We start from the raw sequence: 18,886 nt of genomic DNA, 5'->3' as shown, positions 1-18,886 counted from the left end.
TTTCTTGGTAATTCGTTATGGAAAATTCTTATAAAAACTACTTTGAAACTATCTATTCATTTCATGATGATAGTCATGGTATGGATGCCTTTATTAAAAATAAATGCGATGCAGAAATGCTAGCAATAATAGAGGCAATCTCAAAAGAATTAGGAATTAACAAGCAAATCAGATTAGAAACTCTTCCAGCAAGAGAGGGAAGTTATGATGAATGGCTTCAAACCACATTTTATGCAAATATTATTGCTTCAGCTTCATTGCTAGTATCTATTCTTGCCCTAATTTTTTCTAGGATTCCGGTAAAACCCTATAAGTCAAAAATAGACGAGGAAAATCAGATTTTAGATATTGAATCTAAAAAGCTGGACATTGAAAATAAACGATTAGAAGCTGAAAAGCGCAAAGTAGAACTAGAAATTCTTAAAAAGCAACTTTCTGCTATTAATGAAGAAGCCACAAGAAACAGTATTGAGGAAATCAATAAAAAGGTTTCTATGCTGCAAGATTCTTTTTTTGAAATCTTAAGTCAAAATATTTATATAAAAAAACATTTATCCAATTTCTATAAAACACTTTTAGACTATCCAAAAATAACTTACATTAGTTATTCACATTACGATATTAATTTAAATCTGATTGATAAAAAGCGTACTGTTTTAAAAAAGCAATTTAAAGAATTTATTATATATTCTGATATATTATTTGATTACGATGAAAATGCTAGGATTCATATATATGCACCAAGTTTAGTAAAAGGAAAACATAAATGGCGCGGATATTATGAAAAAGAAAATATTATTATTGATTTTAGTATGAAAGACACTGATTTTAAAGAAAATATTGGTGCTGGATTGATAAATTTTAGAAATGGTTCAATGATTGATGCCGTTTTAGCAATAAAAATTAAATTTGATGAAACTGGGAATGAATCCTCTCGATCTTACTCTGTACTTACAGTTTTACAAAAAATAGATGGCGAAATATTTACTGAAACGGAACAAGGGAAAAAATTCAAAGAACAAAAAAATTCACTGAAAATCAGCTTTCTTTACCATTAGAAGAAGATTCTAAGAAGATTTAACAAGGCATAGCCTGCATACCCACCAACCCAAAGGCTACCTGAAAGCGTGAGCTTCAACGAAGTTAAAACTCACTTCGTTCGTTTTCAGGTAGCCTTTTCTTAACTTGGCGGCAGCCGCAGTTTTAAAAATCAGAAACCGCCGTTATCCGCCAAACAACGCCGCCTTGCCTTCCGCGCCGGAAACATCCAGCACTTCAATTCTTTCCCCGTCCAACACCGCCTGCGTCAGCATGGCCACACCGCCGGAGGGGCCGATTTCCAAAATCCGCCGCACGCCCAGCGCAGCCATGCTGTGGCATTCGGCCACCCAGTCCACCGGATCCATCAGGATATTGTGCGCGATGCCGCGTGCTTGTTCCACGTCCAAACCGCAGGCGGCCGCCCATTCGGCCACTTGCGCCACGGCGGGCAGCATGGCGGGGTGGTGGAAACCGACTTCCACGTCCAGCCGCCACAGCAGGTTTTCGGGCGTTTGGCCGTTGGCGTCTTTTACCGTGTCCGACAACACGCCGCACACGCACGCCACCGATTCGGGCTTGCCGCTGACGACAAAACCGTCCGCGCTGTTCTGCAAGCCGATACACGGGCGGGCGGCCGAATCTGCGGGGAACAGTTCGTCCATCACGGCGGCAAGCTGCCCGCGGCTCACGCCCTGCACCATTACCATCGGATGCAGGCCGTCGTGCAGATACATGCCCGTTGCACGCCCTTGCAACGTGGCCGCCGCGCCAATCAATTCGGCCAAGGCCAGCAGTTCGGCGGCGTGCTGCGGCTCGCGCATCAGATAACGTCCGAGTATGCCCTGCGAATGCCCGATAACGCCCGCCGTCTTGCCGCTGTCCAGCCCGCGCGCTTCCAGCGTGTGCAGATTGGCGATTTGCGACAGAAAAATGCCGGGCGCGCTCACGGCGGCACGCACCAAATCGATGCCGTCCGCGCCGTTTTCCGCCCATTTGATCGGCTCGAAACCCTGCGGGCGGGCGGTGGCAAGCTGCTCTGCGACTGGTGCCAAGATTCGGGCAGCAGCAGCGGCCACTTCGTTTGCCCTGTCCAGCGCCCCGTCGGCCAAAGCCTCGCGCAGGCTGCTTATCCAATCAAAGCCCTGCCCGGAAAAGCAGAGGGCGAAAGGTTCGTTATGCAGTTGTTCAAGCAGGCGTTTTTGTTCAGCCATGATGTTGCTCCCGTAAGTGATGGATTTCAGACGACCTGTGCCGTCTGCAAGATGCCAATCAATGCTGGCGGATGAATTGCTTACGATAACTATACGGGCTGCTGTGATAATGGGTGCTGTGCTAGGTCAAACATCGGGCTGTTTGTAGAGAGAAAGGATAGGATGCGGGGAAGGCCACCTGAAAACCATGTCTTGGCATAGCTAAAGCGAAGTTTCTGTGTAGCTTTGGTTCTGCCAAGCAATAAACCCTCTCCGTTGAAACGGTGCTTTCAGTTAGCCTCTGCCATACTAAAAGGCTACCTGAAAACTGCTAAATACAGTTTCAGGTAGCCTTTTCTACTCAGCGTTTAAGCTGCCAAACGCTTATTTCTTCTTGCGCTGCGGCGGCAAGTCGGTGCAAGTGCTGTTGGCCACTTCTGCCGCCATGCCGATGCTTTCGCCCAAGGTGGGGTGCGGGTGGATGGTTTTGCCGATGTCGGTTGCATCACAGCCCATTTCGATGGCCAAGCAGATTTCGCCAATCATGTCGCCGGCGTGGGTGCCGACGATGCTGCCGCCGATAATCAGGCCGCTTTCGGCATCGAAAATCAGCTTGGTGAAGCCTTCATCGCGACCGTTGGCAATGGCGCGGCCGCTGGCAGCCCACGGGAATACGGCTTTGGTGATTTTTATGCCGTCGCGTTTGGCGATTTCTTCGGTAACACCCACCCAAGCCACTTCGGGGTCGGTGTAGGCCACGCCCGGGATCACGCGTGCATCGAAGTAGGCTTTGTGGCCAGCGCAGTTTTCAGCAGCCACATGGCCTTCGTGTACGGCTTTGTGCGCCAACATGGGCTGGCCGATCACGTCGCCAATGGCGTAGATGTGCGGCACGTTGGTGCGCATTTGTTTGTCCACTTCGATGAAGCCGCGTTCGGTAACGGCCACGCCGGCTTTTTCGGCAGAGCAAAGTTTGCCGTTCGGCGCACGGCCGGCAGCCACCAATACCAAATCATAGCGTTGCGGCTCTTTCGGCGCTTTTTCGCCTTCAAAGGTTACGTAGATGCCGTCGGGTTTGGCTTCCACGGCCACAGTTTTGGTGTTGGTCATGATGTTGTCGAAGCGGTGAGCGTTCATTTTTTCCCACACTTTCACCAAGTCGCGGTCGGCGCCCTGCATCAGGCCGTCCATCATTTCAACTACATCCAGGCGTGCGCCCAGTGTGCTGTACACGGTGCCCATTTCTAGGCCGATGATGCCGCCACCGATGACCAGCATTTTCTCCGGCAGTTTGCCGCCGTTTTGACGCAGTTCCAGTGCGCCGGTGCTATCCACAATGCACGGATCTTCGGGGATGAAGGGCAGTTTCACCACGCGGCTGCCCACGGCGATAATGCAGTTTTTGAAGGCAACGGTTTTTTTCGCGCCGGTTGTGGTGGCTTGTTCGTATTGGGTGGATTCGGTGAGCGACACTTCAATGTGGTTCGCGCCCACGAATTGGCCGTTACCTTGGATAACGTCCACTTTGCGGGCTTTGGCCATGCCTGCCAAGCCGCCGGTGAGTTTGGCGATCACTTTTTCTTTGTAGCCGCGCAGTTCGTCTACATTGATTTCAGGCTCGCCGAATTTGATGCCGTTTTTCACCAAGTGTTTCACTTCGTCGATCACAGCAGCGTTGTGCAGCAGCGCTTTAGATGGGATACAGCCCACGTTCAGGCACACACCGCCCAAGGTGCTGTATTGCTCGATGATGGCGGTTTTCAAGCCTTCGTCGGCTGCGGCAAATGCAGCGGAATAGCCGCCGGGGCCGCCGCCCAATACCACCATGTCGTATTCGGCATCGGCAGAGCCGGCAAATTGTGCAGGCTGCGGTGCGGATGCAGCAGCTTTGGGGGCTTCCTGAGCGGGAGCAGGTGCTGCGGCTTTCGGCGCTTCGGCAGCGGCAGCCGCACCGGCGGCTTCGATCACGGCAATCATGCCTCCTTCGGAGATTTTGTCGCCCACTTTCACTTTCACTTCTTTCACCACGCCTGCGGCTTCGGCCGGCACGTCCATGGTGGCTTTGTCGGTTTCCAGCGTAATCAAGGTGTCGTCTATAGCGATGGTGTCGCCTGCTTTGATTTCTACGGCGATGATGTCTACATTTTCGTGCCCGCCGATGTCGGGTACTTTTAATTCGATTAAGCTCATTGTGTTGTGCCTCATTTTGAGTGTTGGATTAATTCACAAAGGGCTACCTGAAAAATGGAAACCCGCAATGTTGCCAAGTTTTCGGTATTGTCCGATTAATTGTTCAACAGAGTGAATTATAACGCACGTCGCTGTCTTCCCCGCAGCTTTATCGGTGCAGGTTTTTCTGCTGCAGGCGCAGCGATGTCGGGATAGGTATATAATAGGTTCCTAATTATCAAGTTTTCAGGTAGCCTCAAATGACCCAGCCACGCTCCCCCGAACAGCCCGCCAGCCGCCGCGAAGCCTTCCGCCAAAACAGCATCTACCTGCTGCCCAATTCGTTTACACTGGCGGCCTTGTTTTGCGCATTTTTCGCCATCACCCAATCCATGCACGGCCACTACGAAACGGCAGCGGTGGCGGTGTTTGTGTCGATGTTGCTTGATGGCATGGACGGCCGCGTGGCGCGCTGGACCAACAGCCAAAGCGCGTTCGGCGAACAGCTCGACAGCTTGGCCGACATGGTGAGCTTCGGCGTGGCGCCCGCGCTGATTGCCTATAAGTGGCAGCTTTTCGAGTTCGGGCGCATCGGCTATTCGGTGGCCTTTATCTATTGCGCCTGCGCAGCTTTGCGCCTGGCCTTGTTCAACACTTTAATCGGCAAGGTGGACAAACGCTGGTTTATCGGCATCCCGAGCCCGACGGCAGCCGCTTTGGTAATCGGGCTGGTGTGGATGGATCACAACCTGGGCGGTCTGCCGCTGGCGCGTTGGTGGTGCTTGATCATCACACTGTTTGCCGGGCTTTCGATGGTGGCGCAAGTACGGTTTTGGAGCTTTAAGGAAATCAACGTGCGGCGCAAGGTGCCGTTTTTCGGACTACTCTTGGCCGTGATCGGCTTTTTGGTGATTACTTGGGAGCCTTCGTTGGTGCTGTTCCTGCTGTTTTTGGCTTACAGCTTGTCGGGCTATGTGATGTGGTTTTGGCAGCGCGGACGTAAGCAGAAAGAGCAACAGGAAGCGGAAACAGAAAAAGAACCAGAGGCTACCTGAAAAGTGGTAACAGCCTGAATTTCGGGATAGGCAAGTGCCAAGCCAGATTAACCTGAACGGCTAAAGGCTACCTGAAAATTCAAAGATGAACCGCCGCTGCCGATTTGCTTTCCGGCAGCGGCTTTATACAGCCGATAATTGTTGACAGACCCTAAAGTGGAGACCAGGCAATGTGGAGCATGGAAGTATTGCTGCCGATGGCGTCGGTGGGCGCGATAGCAGGATTTTTGGCCGGGCTGCTGGGCATTGGCGGCGGGATGATTATCGTGCCGATTGTGCTGTGGGTGCTGGGCAGGCAGGGCATCACGGGTGAGCACGGCCAGCATTTGGCGGTGGGTACGTCGATGGCAGTGATTGTGTTCACTACCTTTTCCAGCGCACTGGCGCAGCAGAAACAGGGGGCGGTGCGCTGGGAATTTGTGCGGCGTATGGCGCCCGGGCTGGCGGCGGGCAGCCTGCTGGGCTCGCTGGTGTCGAACCGGATTCCCACCTTCGGCCTGCAGGTGTTGTTCATCGTGTTTTGCTATTCGATGGCGGCAAAAAACCTATTTCAGCTCAATCCGAAACCGGCGGCCAAGCTGCCAAGCAGTCGGATGCAGGCGGGGATTGGCGGGTTGTTTGGGCTGCTTTCCAGCTGGGTGGGTATCGGCGGCGGGTCGTTGTCGGTGCCGTTTATGATGTATTGCCGCATGCCGGTGCATCAGGCAGTGGCCACTTCCAGCGTGCTGGCTTGGCCGATTGCGGTAGCGGGGGCGCTAGGCTATCTGCTTTCTGGCTGGAATGTACCGGGGCTGCCTGCGGGTGCAGTGGGTTTTTGGTATGTGCCGTGCATCGTGGTGTTGGGGGTGTGCACGGTGCTGTTTGCACCCTTGGGCGTGAGAGCGGCACACCGCCTGCCGCCTGCCGGCTTGAAGCGGGTATTTGGGGCGCTGATGGTAGTGATTGGTAGCCAGATGCTGTGGAAGTTGTTGCATGGGGCGTAGGGCCAAATGTTTTCACCCCTATAGAATCTGCCGGTATGTTTTTAACTTCGCTGAAGCTTACGCTTTCAGGTAGCCTTCAAGCCGCGCATGCGAGACCAAAGCCGACAAATGCAAAAATCCGTATCCAAACAAGCAATCGCGCGGAAAACTTGCTAAAATGCCATCCGCCAGCCGCACGCCTTTGGGTAGGATGAAAAATCCAATGCGGCCGATATGTTGATAGCGAATTAGATTGGAGAACCAAATGGCCACTGAACGCACCCTTTCCATTATCAAACCCGATGCCGTGGCCAAAAACGTCATTGGCAAAATCTACAGCCGCTTTGAAAGCAACGGCCTGAAAATCGTAGCCGCCAAAATGAAGCACCTCACCCGCGAGGAAGCCGAGGGCTTCTATGCCATACACAAAGAGCGCCCGTTTTTTGCCGATTTGGTGAAATTCATGACTAGCGGCCCGGTGGTGGTACAGGTATTGGAGGGCGAAAACGCAGTGGCCAAAAACCGCGAGTTGATGGGCGCTACCAATCCGAAAGAAGCCGCCCCCGGCACCATCCGTGCCGATTTCGCTTCCTCTATCGATGCAAACGCCGTGCACGGTTCCGACAGCTTGGCCAATGCCGCCATCGAAGTGGCCTATTTTTTCAGCGAGCAGGAAATCTGCCCGCGTTAAACCGGCCAAGCTGCAGGCTACCTGAAAGTTTCAAACGTGTTGAAACGCAGTTTTCAGGTAGCCTTTAAGCCTTTATATATAAATCATAAAACCCAAGAACACAACCAGCCGATTTGCGGCGCTCATATGAAAACCAACCTGCTCAACTACGACATCGCTGGCCTCACCGCCCATTTCGCCCAAATGGGGGAAAAACCCTTCCGCGCCCGCCAAGTGATGCGCTGGATGCACCAAGGCGCAGCCGGCGATTTCGATGAAATGACCGACCTGGCCAAATCGCTGCGCGCCAAGCTCAACGAGAGTGCACAAGTGGGCGTGCCCGCGCTGATGGCCGCGCAGGAAAGCCGCGACGGCACGCGTAAATGGCTGTTGGATGTGGGCACCGGCAACGGCGTGGAAACCGTGTTCATCCCCGAAACCGACCGTGGCACGCTGTGCGTTTCTTCGCAGGTAGGCTGTGCACTGGAATGCACTTTCTGCTCCACCGGCCGCCAAGGCTTCAACCGCAACCTCTCTACTGCCGAAATCATCGGCCAATTATGGTGGGCAAACAAAGCATTGGGTGCCACCCCCAAAGACGAACGAGTGATTTCCAATGTGGTGATGATGGGCATGGGTGAGCCGTTGGCCAACTACGATAATGTGGTGACCGCGCTCTCCATTATGCTGGATGACCACGGCTACGCCCTCAGCCGCCGCCGCGTTACCGTGTCCACCTCCGGCATGGTGCCGCAGATGGACAGGCTCAAAGAAGACATGCCGGTGGCGCTGGCTGTATCTCTGCACGCCCCAAACGACGCCATCCGCAACGAAATCGTGCCGCTAAACAAAAAATATCCGCTCAAAGAGTTGATGGTTGCCTGCCAGCGCTATCTGGTTAAAGCCCCGCGCGACTTCGTTACCTTCGAATATGTTATGCTCGACGGCGTAAACGACAAACCCGAACACGCCCGCGAGCTGTTGGAATTGGTTAAAGACGTTCCCTGCAAATTCAATCTAATTCCGTTTAACCCCTTCCCCAATTCCGGCTACAACCGCTCCAGCGATGAAAATATCCGCGTATTCCGTGACATCCTGTATCAGGCCGGTTTAGTGGTTACCGTGCGCAAAACGCGTGGCGACGACATCGATGCGGCCTGCGGCCAACTGGCCGGACAGGTGCAGGACAAAACTCGCCGCCAACAAAAATGGCTGCAATTACAAGTTGCGAAAGGTTGATTATCATGAGAAAAAATTTAGTTGCCTCCCTGACGGCATTCGCTTTGCTCGCCGGCTGCGGCGGCATCACTATCCACACCGGCAACAAAGAAGTGCGCAACCGGCCAGAGGAAATTGCCGCCATCAAAACCCAGCTTGCCATCGAATATATGAATTCGCGCGACTACCGTGCCGCCGTGTCTGCGATTGAAGAAGCCCTACAGGCTCAGCCACGCAACGAAAACGCCTGGCTGGTGCGTGCTGAAATTTATCAATATCTGAAAGTGCCGGAGAAAGCGGAAGAAAGTTTCCAACGCGCCCTGTCTATCAAGCCCGACAGTGCGGAAATCAACAACAACTACGGTTGGTTTTTGTGCAACTCCGGCAGCCGTGCAAACCAGGCCTTGGCTTATTTCGACCGCGCCCTGGCCGACCCTACTTATCCCAGCCCGCAGGTAGCCTACATGAACAAAGGCATCTGTAGCGCCCGCCTGGGGCAATACAACCTGGCCATGGCCTATCTGGAACGCTCCCAAGCCGCCGACCCGAGTTTCGCCCCCGCGCAAAAAGAAATGGCACGCGTGCGCATGCTCGAAGGCAATTTGGGCGAGGCCGACCGCCAGTTCCGCCAATATCAAAGTAAGGTAGACCGGCTAGGTGCCGACGATCTGCTGCTGGGCTGGAAGATTGCCCGCGCCCGCGGCCAAACCCAGGCTGCCTACGAATACGAAGCGCAGCTGCGCACCAACTATCCGTATTCGCCAGAACTTCAAGAAATTACCACAGGAAGACCCCAATGACCGAGATCTCAACCCCCCAGCTGGCCGCTGCTGAAGAACTGGGCAAATTGTTGCGCCACAACCGCGAACAGCAACAGCTGTCGCTTGGCGATGTGTCGGAACACCTGAAACTGCCCGCCCGCCAGGTGGAGGCGTTGGAAAACGCCGATTTCAGCAAATTGCCTGAGCCCGTGTTTGTGCGCGGCTTTCTGCGCAGCTACGGACGCTACCTGAATTTGGATGAAACCGTATTAAACAACTATCTGGAGCAGATAATTACCCCCAGCCAATTCCAAAGCCCTGCTGCCAAAGAAGACGGCAACGTGAAGATGACCTACCACAACGCTCTGATTAAAAAGCCATTTCCGCGCTGGATTTTCGGCGTGGCCGCCACTGCCGCGATTGTGGGCGTGGTAGTGTTGTGGCAGATGAAGTCCAATACCGAACACCAAAAACAGAATGCCCAAACCAGCATTCCGGAAAACCAAATCCTGCCGCCCAACTTAGACAGCAGCAATGTGCAGGTGTTGCCGCTGCAAGAAGCCTCCACGCCTACTGCCTCCCTGCCGGCGGTTTCAGGTAGCCAGCCGCAGCCGGTAGAAAACCCTGCTTCTGCACCGGCCGCTGCTGCAGGCATCCAATCGGCTCAGGGCGAATTGGTGCTCAAACTGCGCTTCCGCTCTTTCCTCACCGTAACCGATAAAGACGGCCAAATGCTGGTAAGCAAAATCGTGCCTGCCGGCAGCGAACACCGTTTCTCCGGTAACGGTCCCTACCGCGTACGCATCGGCTTTGCCAAAAACAGCTTAGCCAGCTACAGCGGTCGCGACATCAATGTGGCCGAGCACATGGTCGACCAAAAAACCGCCGCCTTCACTGCCGGCGGCCAAGATGATGCCGCCCAATAACCATACCTGTTTATGAACACAACCCTTCCTTCCCGCCGGCGCACGCATCAGGTAGAAATTGAACACATCACCGTCGGTTCCGGCTCGCCGGTGGTGGTGCAGTCAATGACCAACACCGACACCGCCGACGCCGAAGCCACCGCCTTACAGGTAAAAGAACTCAGCGAAGCCGGCTCGGAAATGGTGCGGATTACGGTAAACAACCCGCAGGCCGCCGCCAAAGTGGCCGAAATCCGCAGCCGGCTCGATGACATGGGCTGCCCCACCCCGCTCATCGGTGATTTCCACTTCAACGGCGAACGCCTCTTGGCCGAATTTCCCGAATGCGGCAAGGCCTTAGCCAAATACCGCATTAATCCTGGCAACGTGGGCAAAGGCACGAAAGGCGATGAGAAATTCGCCTTTTTAATCCGCACCGCAGCCGAAAACGGCAAAGCCGTGCGCATCGGCGTGAACTGGGGCAGCCTCGACCAAAGCTTGGCCAAACGCCTGATGGATGCCAACCGCAGCCGCCCCGAGCCGCAGCCGCCCGAAGCCGTGATGAAAGAAGTACTGGTGCTTTCTGCGCTGGAATCTGCACAAAAAGCCGTGGATTTGGGGCTACCTGAAAACAAAATCATCCTGTCGTGCAAAGTCAGTGCCGTGCAGGATCTGATTCAGGTGTATCGCGATTTAGGCAGCCGCTGCGCCTATCCGCTGCATCTGGGGCTTACCGAAGCCGGCATGGGCAGCAAAGGCATCGTGGCTTCTACTGCCGCGCTGTCTGTATTGCTGCAAGAAGGCATCGGCGACACCATCCGCATCTCGCTCACCCCCGAGCCAGGCAGTTCGCGCACGCAGGAAGTGATTGTGGCGCAAGAAATCCTACAAACTATGGGATTGCGCTCTTTCACACCGATGGTAACCGCTTGCCCGGGCTGCGGCCGCACCACCAGCACCGTATTCCAAGAGCTGGCGCGCGATATCCAGCTGCACCTGCGGATGCAGATGCCGGTGTGGAAACACAAATATCCCGGCGTGGAAAGCCTGAACGTGGCCGTGATGGGCTGCGTGGTAAACGGCCCGGGCGAAAGTAAACTGGCCGATATCGGCATCAGTCTGCCCGGCACCGGTGAAACCCCGGTTGCTCCCGTGTATGTGGATGGCGAGCGCAAAGTAACACTTAAGGGCGACAAGATGGCTGCCGAGTTTTTGCAGATTGTGGAAACCTACGTGGCTGAAAACTACGGCGAAGGCGGTAAAAAACGCCTTAGCCAAGCCGCCAAAATCATCCCTATCCGCCAAGCTTAGCCGGATTGGCGTACGAAAACGAAACTTTTGCCTTGATTGGCAAAGGGTTTTTATTTTCAGGCAGCCTCAGCTGCATCGTTGCAAGCTACCTGAAACGTCGTAGCGAAAATTCAGCTAATCCACCATATGTATAGTGGATAAAAATGAGAATGGGACAAGGCGAGCCACGCAGTGGCGTTCTTATTTTAATTCACTATATAAAGATGCTTCGGCCATCACTTGCCCATGTAGAGCTTGCTCTGCAGATTGGCTATAATGCCCACCAACCGCAGCTATAGCGGGCACATAAAGGGAAACATCATGGCCGCCGACCTCCGTCAGCTTCTGCTCAAACTCTATCTACTCAACAACCCCAAACTCGAACACAAGGTTTACATCTACTCCTATCGCGGCGTAACTGATGTGGCCACCAACCCTTTCCAATACGTGAGCGGTGATGTGGCCGAAAACGTGAAGAAAAGCCTGATCCTGCAAAACCTGGCCAGCGGCGAAATGCTGCAGGCCTTCATCGTGCCCACGCCCGATAGCAAAGGCAAAACCCACAGCGCCTACGAAATTGAAAACACCGTGCTCTATGGCAACAAAGCCGGCGTTATCATCGAAATCGGGCTCGACAAAGACAAAATCGAAAAAACCGATAAATATCGCCAGTTCAGCCACTTGGCAGTGAGCATGCTGCGGCAGTTTATCGACTAAACCACAACCCAAGCCCATACAGGCTACCTGAATTTCAGGTAGCCTTTTTCACGCCGCAAAGGCTACCTGAAAAACACCAGCCCACCGGATCTGCTTTGCGGGGCGAGCAGTAGAACTGCTATAATACGCGGTTTCCAAAATTATTTTCCGCACTCGCTGCGACCAAAACTAACATGAAAAACATCCGCAACATCGCCATCATCGCCCACGTCGATCATGGCAAAACCACACTCGTAGACCAACTCCTGCGCCAATCCGGCACCTTCCGCGCTAACCAGCACGTGGATGAGCGCGTGATGGACAGCAACGACATCGAAAAAGAACGCGGCATCACCATCCTGGCCAAAAACACCGCCATCGAATACGAAGGCTACCACATCAATATCGTCGACACCCCCGGCCACGCCGATTTCGGCGGCGAAGTAGAACGCGTGCTCGGCATGGTCGATTGCGTGCTGCTGCTGGTGGACGCGCAAGAAGGCCCGATGCCGCAAACCCGCTTCGTCACCAAAAAAGCCCTCGCACTGGGCTTGAAACCCATTGTGGTGATCAACAAAATCGATAAGCCCACCGCCCGCGCCAGCTGGGTGATCGATCAAACCTTTGATTTGTTCGACAACCTTGGCGCCAGCGAAGAGCAGCTCGATTTTCCCATCGTCTATGCTTCCGGCCTTTCCGGCTTTGCCAAGCTGAACGAAGAAGACGAGAGCAGCGACATGCGCCCGCTGTTCGACACCATCCTCAAATACACCCCCGCACCTTCAGGTAGCGCCGATGCGCCGCTGCAGCTGCAAATCTCCCAGCTCGACTACGACAACTACACCGGTCGCCTCGGCATCGGCCGCATCCTCAACGGCAAAATCCGCCCCGGCCAAACCGTGGCCGTGATGAACCACGACAAACAAATCGCCCAAGGCCGCATCAACCAGCTGCTCGGTTTCAGCGGGCTGGAACGCGTGCCGCTGCAGGAAGCCGAAGCCGGCGACATCGTGCTGATTTCCGGCATTGAGGAAATCGGCATCGGCGTAACCATTTGCGACAAAGACAACCCCGTCGGCGTGCCAATGCTGAGCGTGGACGAACCCACCCTCACCATGGACTTCATGGTGAACACCAGCCCGCTGGCCGGCACCGAAGGCAAATTCGTTACCAGCCGCCAAATCCGCGACCGCCTACAACGCGAACTGCTCACCAACGTGGCTCTGCGCGTGGAAGATACCGCCGATGCCGACGTATTCCGTGTGTCCGGCCGCGGCGAGCTGCACCTCACTATTTTGCTGGAAAATATGCGCCGCGAAGGCTACGAACTGGCCGTGGGCAAACCGCGCGTCGTGTACCGTGAAATCAACGGCCAAAAATGCGAGCCGTATGAAACCCTGACTGTGGACGTGCCCGACGAAAACCAAGGCGCAGTGATGGAAGAACTCGGCCGCCGCCGTGGCGAGCTCACCAATATGGAAAGCGACGGCCACGGCCGCACCCGCCTCGAATACCACATTCCCGCCCGCGGCCTCATCGGCTTCCAAGGCGAATTCATGACCCTCACGCGCGGCGTCGGCCTGATGAGCCATGTGTTCGACGACTACGCCTCCGTGAAGCCCGATATGCCCGGCCGCCACAACGGCGTGCTGGTTTCCCAAGAGCAAGGCGAAGCCGTGGCTTATGCCCTGTGGAACTTGGAAGAACGCGGCCGCATGTTCGTGTCGCCCAACGACAAAATCTACGAAGGCATGATTATCGGCATCCACAGCCGCGACAACGATTTGGTGGTGAATCCGCTCAAGGGCAAAAAGCTCACCAACGTGCGCGCCAGCGGCACCGACGAAGCCGTGCGCCTCACCACGCCGATTAAGCTCACGCTGGAAAGCGCAGTGGAATTTATCGACGACGATGAGCTGGTGGAAATCACCCCCAAATCCATCCGCCTGCGCAAACGCTACCTGAGCGAACTGGAACGTCGCCGCCACTTTAAAAAATTGGACTAAGGCTACCTGAAAAGCCTCAGGCCGCTTAAAATCCGGTAACAGGCTACCTGAAAACGAAGCTGAACATCTCCGCCATCTTTCAGGTAGCCTTTATTCCAATCCAACCTTTCAGCCATATCCACCAACATGAGCCTCCCCGCCTCCAACAGCAGCCTTTCCTACCGAGCCGATATCGACGGTCTACGCGCTGTGGCCGTGATTGCCGTTATCCTGTTTCATATTCATGCCAAGCTGCTCCCCGGCGGCTTTCTCGGCGTGGATATATTCTTCGTTATCTCCGGCTATTTGATTACCTCCATCATCCACAAGGAGCTAACCGGGCAACGCTTTTCGCTGCTCAATTTCTACCAGCGCCGTGCCAAACGCATTTTGCCCGCCTTCTTGTTTGTGCTCGCCGTCTGCACGGCCGTGGGCGCATGGCTGCTGATGCCGGACGATTTTTTTAACTATCTGCGCTCGCTGCGCTCCTCGCTGTTTTTCGGTGCCAACCTGTTTTTTGCCAAAAGCGGAGGCTATTTTGATATTGCTTCTGCCGAAAAACCGCTGCTGCACATCTGGTCGCTTTCCTTGGAAGAGCAGTTCTATTTTGTTTTCCCTCTCTTGATGTGGCTGGTGCACAAATATCTGCCCAAATACACCGTACACGCTGTTATCGCCATGATTACCGCCAGCCTGCTCTCCGGCTTGGTGCCTTATGAGGCAGATGCCTACTACCTGCCGCAAGTGCGCGCATACGAATTACTAATCGGTTCGCTGGCTGCCGTGGTGCCGGCTCGCTGTAAAACCCCGGGCAAAAGCCTAAACCCAACCGCTTGGTTAGCCGCTATTGTTATGCTGGTTTGTTTGTGTTTGCCCGACGGCTTCCTGCCTGGCAAAGGCTATATTGAGCGCTTGGCCGTATGCAGCGCTGCTGCCTGGCTGATTGCCGCCGGCAACGGCAGTCGTTTCAACCAGCTGCTCGCTTGGAAGCCGATGGTGGCCATCGGCCTGATTTCCTATCCGCTGTATCTGTGGCACTGGCCGGTGCTGGCGCTGCTGCGTTATGCATATATGGACAGCGTATTGCCGTTGGATGTGGTATTGGTGTCAATGGCCGGCGTGGTATTGGCTTCGTGGGTATCGTACCGCTTGATTGAGAATCCGATTCGGCACAGCAAAAAACTGTCTGGCAAGGCGTTTGCCAGCGTGATGGCGGTTTATTTCGCGCTGGGGATTGGGGTGAATGCAGGGCGTTCAGCTTACGATAAGCAGCTTCGCCACACTCCGGAAAAACAAGAGTTGGGTTGGCATACTGGTATCTGTAATGATGGAGAAAATAATGATTGCGTTAAAGGCGACCGCAACAAACCGGTAACCATCCTGGCTGTTGGCGATTCACATACCGCGCACTACAACACTTTCTATGAAGTAGTAGGCAGGCATGAAGGTTGGGCAGCATATGTCGTATCTGCTGGTAGCTGTGCTTTCCTATACAACACCACTACAGTACATAAAAACTTAGAACGGCCAGAATGGCGCGAGCGGTGTTTGGCCATGCGCCATCAAGTGGAACAGGATTTAGATAAATATCAAGTAGTAATTTTGTCTAACCGCTGGCAACAACGGTTAGAGCAGCCTGATTTCCCGAAAAATTTCGATAAAACCCTACAATTTCTGCTTAACCGGCAGAAAATTGTTTATGTATTGAAAGATAATCCTAACGCTGGAGTAAACATCCTTCGTAGGAGATACCTCCAATCCATTGGCCTATTTCAGCAACTGACGGAACGGCAGCAATTTATCCGTCAAGACTCGGAAGCAGCCAACCAAACCATTTACGAGATTGTCCGCAAATATCCCCAAGTACACTGGATAGATTTTACTGATTTGGTCCCTTCAGACTTTACCGTTGATGGCCTGCCCATCTATGTTGATAGTGAGCATTTCAACCCATACGGCTCGGAACAAATGGGCAAACGCTTTATCGCTTCCGGCCGCCGCTTATTGCAGCCGCTGCCTGATAAACCAGCCGATCGACAACCGGTAAACCATCAATAGCGCGATTCTGCTCTACCAAAAGGCTACCTGAAATCTGCCCATCGGTTTCAGGTAGCCTTTTCATATCAGCCGAAGAGTACGGCAGAATCGGCTATAATGCCGCCGTTTTCAATTCTTGATTTCAGGAAAGGCATCATGAGCGATTTTCGGCAGGACTTTCTGCGCTTTGCGCTGGAGCAGGATGTGTTGCGCTTTGGTGAGTTTGTTACCAAGGCAGGGCGGCTTTCGCCCTATTTTTTCAATGCCGGGCTGTTTAACGACGGCGCCTCTACCCTGGCGCTGGCGCGGTTTTATGCGCGTTCGATTCTCGAGAGCGGGGTAGAGTTTGATATGCTGTTCGGCCCGGCTTATAAGGGCATCGTGCTGGCTTCGGCCACGGCGATGATGCTGGCCGAACAAGGGCGCAATGTGCCTTTTGCCTATAACCGCAAGGAAGCCAAAGACCACGGCGAAGGCGGCACGTTGGTGGGTGCGCCGCTGGCCGGTCGGGTGTTGATTGTTGACGATGTGATTTCCGCCGGCACTTCGGTGCGCGAATCGGTGCGCCTGATTGAGCAGGCAGGGGCCATGCCGGCCGGGGTGGCAATTGCGCTCGACCGCATGGAAAAAGGCACGGGCAGCCAATCGGCGGTGCAGGAAGTGCGCCAGCAATACGGGCTGCCGGTGGTGCCGATTGCCAGCCTGGCCGATTTGCTCGCACTCTTACAAGACGATGCGCAGTTCCGGCAATATCTGGCGCCGGTGCAGGCCTACCGCGACCGCTACGGAGTGGCGGATTAAGAATAAAGGCTACCTGAAAGCGATGTCTTGGCGAAGCTAAAGCGCCAGCTTCAACGCAGTTAGAACGAGGCTCTGGCGCAGTCAAAGTGAACTTCTTGCGAAGCTGAATTTTTCAGGTAGCCTTCAACGTTCCATCCGCCCGCAGCCGCATTATTCGGTAGAATACCGCATCTTTATTTTCCAGCCGTTCCCACCATGAACACTTCCCCCCTTATTGCCCTGTGTGCCGGCGAAGCTTCGGGCGACCTGCTCGGCGCGCACCTGATTGAGGCCATCCGCGCGCGCTGCCCGCAGGCACGGTTTACCGGCATCGGCGGTCCGCGGATGCAGGCGGCTGGGCTGGAGAGCCTGTTCGACCAAGAAACGCTGGCGGTACGTGGCTATGTGGAGGTGCTGAAAAACCTGCCGGCGATTTGGCGTATCCGCAAGGGCTTGATTGGCGAAATGAAACGGCAGCGGCCAGATGTGTTCGTTGGCATCGACGCACCGGATTTCAACCTGGGTGTGGCTGCTGCGCTCAAGGCCGCGGGCATTCCCACGCTGCACTATGTGAGCCCTTCGGTGTGGGCGTGGCGGCGCGAGCGGGTGCATAAAATCGTGCAGCAGGCAGATGAAGTGCTGTGCCTGTTCCCGATGGAGCCGGAGCTATATCGGCAGGCCGGCGGGCGGGCGCGTTTTGTGGGACATCCGTTAGCGCAAACCCTGCCTTTGGAAGCCGACCGCGCCGCCGCACGCCACGAGTTGAGGCTACCTGAAACGCAGCCCGTATTCGCCCTGCTGCCCGGCAGCCGAGTGAGCGAAATCGACTATATGGCGCCGCTGTTTCTGCAAGCTGCGCAATTGGTGTGGCAACAAATTCCCGAGGCACGATTCCTGCTGCCCTACGCCACCGAAGCCACCCGCGCACGCCTGCAAAGCCTGCTCGCCACCGAGCCATATTGCCGCCTGCCCTTGCAACTGCTCCCGGGCGGCACGGCGCAGGCCTGCACGGCGGCGGATGCGGTGCTGGTCACCAGCGGCACCGCCACCTTGGAAGTGGCACTGTGCAAGCGGCCGATGGTGATCAGCTACAAAATCTCGCCGCTCACCTATGCGCTGGTGAAGCATAAAATCAAAGTGCCCTATGTGGGGCTGCCCAATGTGCTGCTCGGCCGTGCCGCCGTGCCGGAGCTGCTGCAGCACGATGCCGAGCCGGAAAAGCTGGCTGCCGCGCTGCTGGATTGGTATCGCTCGCCGGAGAAAACCGCCGCGCTGCAACAGGATTTCACCGAGCTGCATCGTTTATTGCGCAAAGACACCGCCGCCGAAGCCGCAGCGGCAGTGCTGGCCGCCGCGGGGGCAAACCCATGATTTGGCAGGCCGGGGTGGACGAGGCCGGGCGCGGGCCATTGGTCGGCAGCGTGTTTGCCGCCGCCGTGGTGCTGCCGGACGAATACGATTTGCCGGGGCTCACCGACTCGAAAAAACTCAGCGAACGCCGCCGCGACGAATTGGCGGTGTTGATTAAACAGCAGGCACTGGCTTGGTGCGTGGCCGCCGCCTCGGTGGAGGAAATCGACCAGCTCAACATCCTGCACGCCACCATGCTGGCCATGCGCCGCGCCGTACACGGGCTAGGAAGGCTACCTGAAAAAGCATGGATAGACGGCAACCGCGTGCCGCCCGATTTGGGCTGCGAGGCCGAAGCCGTAATAAAAGGCGACAGCAAAATCATCCAGATTTCCGCCGCCTCTGTGCTGGCCAAAACCGCACGCGACGCGGAAATGTATGCCCTGGCCGAACGTTATCCGCAATACGGCTTCAAACGGCACAAAGGCTACGGCACCGCCGAACACCTTGCCGCCCTGCAACGCCACGGCGCGCTGCCCGAACACCGCCGCAGCTTTGCTCCGGTGCGGGCAATATTGGCACAGGGTCGGCTGTTTGAGTGAATCAGGTTTGCGCCTGCAGAAACTCAGCTTTGCCTTCGTCAAACCATCGCTTTAGCTTCGCAGAAGCGCAGCCTTGGCTTTGCCAAGACATCGCTTTCAGGTAGCCTGCTGGGCAGAAAGCCAAATTGCGCAAACAAAATTAATCAAACAATGCAGGCCAATAGTCTTTATGTGG

Annotated in this window: 17 protein-coding genes; 14 read left to right on the top strand and 3 right to left on the bottom strand. The window is 55.0% G+C overall.

Translation table 11 applies throughout. The annotated features are described in order from the left end of the window. Nucleotides 1–17 precede the first annotated feature (17 nt). Nucleotides 18–1,058 carry a hypothetical protein gene (locus EZJ17_RS08945; protein WP_151086449.1) on the top strand — a complete coding sequence of 347 codons (1,041 nt, stop codon included), beginning with the start codon at nt 18–20 and terminating at the stop codon, nt 1,056–1,058. A 165-nt stretch (nt 1,059–1,223) separates the two neighbouring features. Here the strand turns inward: EZJ17_RS08945 and EZJ17_RS08940 are convergent, their stop codons facing one another. Together EZJ17_RS08940 and lpdA are read right to left on the bottom strand one after the other, a co-directional pair. After that, nucleotides 1,224–2,252, bottom strand: coding sequence for an ACP S-malonyltransferase (locus tag EZJ17_RS08940; RefSeq protein WP_067440074.1), 1,029 nt, complete (start codon nt 2,250–2,252; stop codon nt 1,224–1,226). 363 nt (nt 2,253–2,615) lie between these two features. Further along, the gene (gene lpdA, locus EZJ17_RS08935; protein WP_151086446.1) at nt 2,616–4,421 is read right to left on the bottom strand and encodes a dihydrolipoyl dehydrogenase; all 1,806 of its coding nucleotides are present in this window, start codon (nt 4,419–4,421) and stop codon (nt 2,616–2,618) included. A gap of 239 nt (nt 4,422–4,660) precedes the next feature. On the opposite strand from lpdA, the gene pssA reads away from it, so the two are divergent. After that, complete coding sequence (pssA, locus tag EZJ17_RS08930) at nt 4,661–5,455, top strand: CDP-diacylglycerol--serine O-phosphatidyltransferase (protein ID WP_067440080.1); 795 nt, start codon at nt 4,661–4,663, stop codon at nt 5,453–5,455. Nucleotides 5,456–5,625: 170 nt separating this feature from the next. Continuing rightward, on the top strand, nt 5,626–6,438 hold the full coding sequence (locus EZJ17_RS08925) for a sulfite exporter TauE/SafE family protein (protein WP_067440083.1): 813 nt from the start codon (nt 5,626–5,628) through the stop codon (nt 6,436–6,438). 57 nt (nt 6,439–6,495) lie between these two features. On the opposite strand, the gene EZJ17_RS08920 is transcribed toward EZJ17_RS08925, so the two are convergent. Next, on the bottom strand, nt 6,496–6,690 hold the full coding sequence (locus EZJ17_RS08920; RefSeq protein ID WP_151086444.1) for a hypothetical protein: 195 nt from the start codon (nt 6,688–6,690) through the stop codon (nt 6,496–6,498). On the opposite strand from EZJ17_RS08920, the gene ndk reads away from it, so the two are divergent. The 11 genes from ndk (at nt 6,683) to rnhB (ending at nt 18,711) form a co-directional block, all read left to right on the top strand. After that, on the top strand, nt 6,683–7,108 hold the full coding sequence (gene ndk, locus EZJ17_RS08915) for a nucleoside-diphosphate kinase (RefSeq protein WP_067440086.1): 426 nt from the start codon (nt 6,683–6,685) through the stop codon (nt 7,106–7,108). The two genes, EZJ17_RS08920 and ndk, sit on opposite strands and share 8 nt — an antisense overlap. A gap of 126 nt (nt 7,109–7,234) precedes the next feature. Further along, complete coding sequence (gene rlmN, locus EZJ17_RS08910; RefSeq protein WP_067440088.1) at nt 7,235–8,326, top strand: dual-specificity RNA methyltransferase RlmN; 1,092 nt, start codon at nt 7,235–7,237, stop codon at nt 8,324–8,326. Nucleotides 8,327–8,331: 5 nt separating this feature from the next. Further along, nucleotides 8,332–9,105, top strand: coding sequence for a type IV pilus biogenesis/stability protein PilW (gene pilW, locus EZJ17_RS08905; RefSeq protein ID WP_082880724.1), 774 nt, complete (start codon nt 8,332–8,334; stop codon nt 9,103–9,105). Beyond that, nucleotides 9,102–9,992, top strand: coding sequence for a RodZ domain-containing protein (locus tag EZJ17_RS08900; RefSeq protein ID WP_067440091.1), 891 nt, complete (start codon nt 9,102–9,104; stop codon nt 9,990–9,992). Before pilW ends, EZJ17_RS08900 begins: the two co-directional genes overlap by 4 nt. 12 nt (nt 9,993–10,004) lie before the next feature. Beyond that, nucleotides 10,005–11,282: a flavodoxin-dependent (E)-4-hydroxy-3-methylbut-2-enyl-diphosphate synthase gene (gene ispG / locus EZJ17_RS08895; protein ID WP_067440094.1), complete on the top strand. Its 1,278-nt coding sequence runs from the start codon at nt 10,005–10,007 to the stop codon at nt 11,280–11,282. A gap of 300 nt (nt 11,283–11,582) precedes the next feature. Continuing rightward, nucleotides 11,583–11,978: a hypothetical protein gene (locus EZJ17_RS08890; protein ID WP_067440095.1), complete on the top strand. Its 396-nt coding sequence runs from the start codon at nt 11,583–11,585 to the stop codon at nt 11,976–11,978. A gap of 173 nt (nt 11,979–12,151) precedes the next feature. Continuing rightward, on the top strand, nt 12,152–13,963 hold the full coding sequence (typA, locus tag EZJ17_RS08885; RefSeq protein WP_151086442.1) for a translational GTPase TypA: 1,812 nt from the start codon (nt 12,152–12,154) through the stop codon (nt 13,961–13,963). A 126-nt stretch (nt 13,964–14,089) separates the two neighbouring features. Continuing rightward, a complete protein-coding gene (locus EZJ17_RS08880) occupies nt 14,090–16,000 on the top strand; it encodes an acyltransferase family protein (protein WP_151086440.1) in 1,911 nt (636 codons plus the stop codon). 135 nt (nt 16,001–16,135) lie between these two features. Next, nucleotides 16,136–16,780 (top strand): orotate phosphoribosyltransferase, encoded by a 645-nt coding sequence (gene pyrE, locus EZJ17_RS08875; RefSeq protein WP_067440104.1) that lies wholly within the window; start codon nt 16,136–16,138, stop codon nt 16,778–16,780. Between the two features lie 195 nt (nt 16,781–16,975). Next, entirely contained in the window at nt 16,976–18,130 is a 1,155-nt protein-coding gene (lpxB, locus tag EZJ17_RS08870; protein WP_067444411.1) for a lipid-A-disaccharide synthase, read from the top strand. Further along, entirely contained in the window at nt 18,127–18,711 is a 585-nt protein-coding gene (gene rnhB / locus EZJ17_RS08865) for a ribonuclease HII (protein ID WP_067440110.1), read from the top strand. The genes lpxB and rnhB overlap by 4 nt, the downstream gene beginning before the upstream one ends. Nucleotides 18,712–18,886: the final 175 nt, after the last annotated feature.

The organism is Eikenella exigua, from assembly GCF_008805035.1.
Lineage (GTDB): Bacteria > Pseudomonadota > Gammaproteobacteria > Burkholderiales > Neisseriaceae > Eikenella > Eikenella exigua.
This window is presented reverse-complemented; position numbering and strand designations above follow the sequence as displayed.

Coding starts and splice junctions, on each gene's coding strand:
- EZJ17_RS08945 (WP_151086449.1), top strand. CDS start 18: ATGGAAAATTCTTATAAAAACTACTTTGAAACTATCTATTCATTTCAT.
- EZJ17_RS08940 (WP_067440074.1), bottom strand. CDS start 2,252: ATGGCTGAACAAAAACGCCTGCTTGAACAACTGCATAACGAACCTTTC.
- lpdA (WP_151086446.1), bottom strand. CDS start 4,421: ATGAGCTTAATCGAATTAAAAGTACCCGACATCGGCGGGCACGAAAAT.
- pssA (WP_067440080.1), top strand. CDS start 4,661: ATGACCCAGCCACGCTCCCCCGAACAGCCCGCCAGCCGCCGCGAAGCC.
- EZJ17_RS08925 (WP_067440083.1), top strand. CDS start 5,626: ATGTGGAGCATGGAAGTATTGCTGCCGATGGCGTCGGTGGGCGCGATA.
- ndk (WP_067440086.1), top strand. CDS start 6,683: ATGGCCACTGAACGCACCCTTTCCATTATCAAACCCGATGCCGTGGCC.
- rlmN (WP_067440088.1), top strand. CDS start 7,235: ATGAAAACCAACCTGCTCAACTACGACATCGCTGGCCTCACCGCCCAT.
- pilW (WP_082880724.1), top strand. CDS start 8,332: ATGAGAAAAAATTTAGTTGCCTCCCTGACGGCATTCGCTTTGCTCGCC.
- EZJ17_RS08900 (WP_067440091.1), top strand. CDS start 9,102: ATGACCGAGATCTCAACCCCCCAGCTGGCCGCTGCTGAAGAACTGGGC.
- ispG (WP_067440094.1), top strand. CDS start 10,005: ATGAACACAACCCTTCCTTCCCGCCGGCGCACGCATCAGGTAGAAATT.
- EZJ17_RS08890 (WP_067440095.1), top strand. CDS start 11,583: ATGGCCGCCGACCTCCGTCAGCTTCTGCTCAAACTCTATCTACTCAAC.
- typA (WP_151086442.1), top strand. CDS start 12,152: ATGAAAAACATCCGCAACATCGCCATCATCGCCCACGTCGATCATGGC.
- EZJ17_RS08880 (WP_151086440.1), top strand. CDS start 14,090: ATGAGCCTCCCCGCCTCCAACAGCAGCCTTTCCTACCGAGCCGATATC.
- pyrE (WP_067440104.1), top strand. CDS start 16,136: ATGAGCGATTTTCGGCAGGACTTTCTGCGCTTTGCGCTGGAGCAGGAT.
- lpxB (WP_067444411.1), top strand. CDS start 16,976: ATGAACACTTCCCCCCTTATTGCCCTGTGTGCCGGCGAAGCTTCGGGC.
- rnhB (WP_067440110.1), top strand. CDS start 18,127: ATGATTTGGCAGGCCGGGGTGGACGAGGCCGGGCGCGGGCCATTGGTC.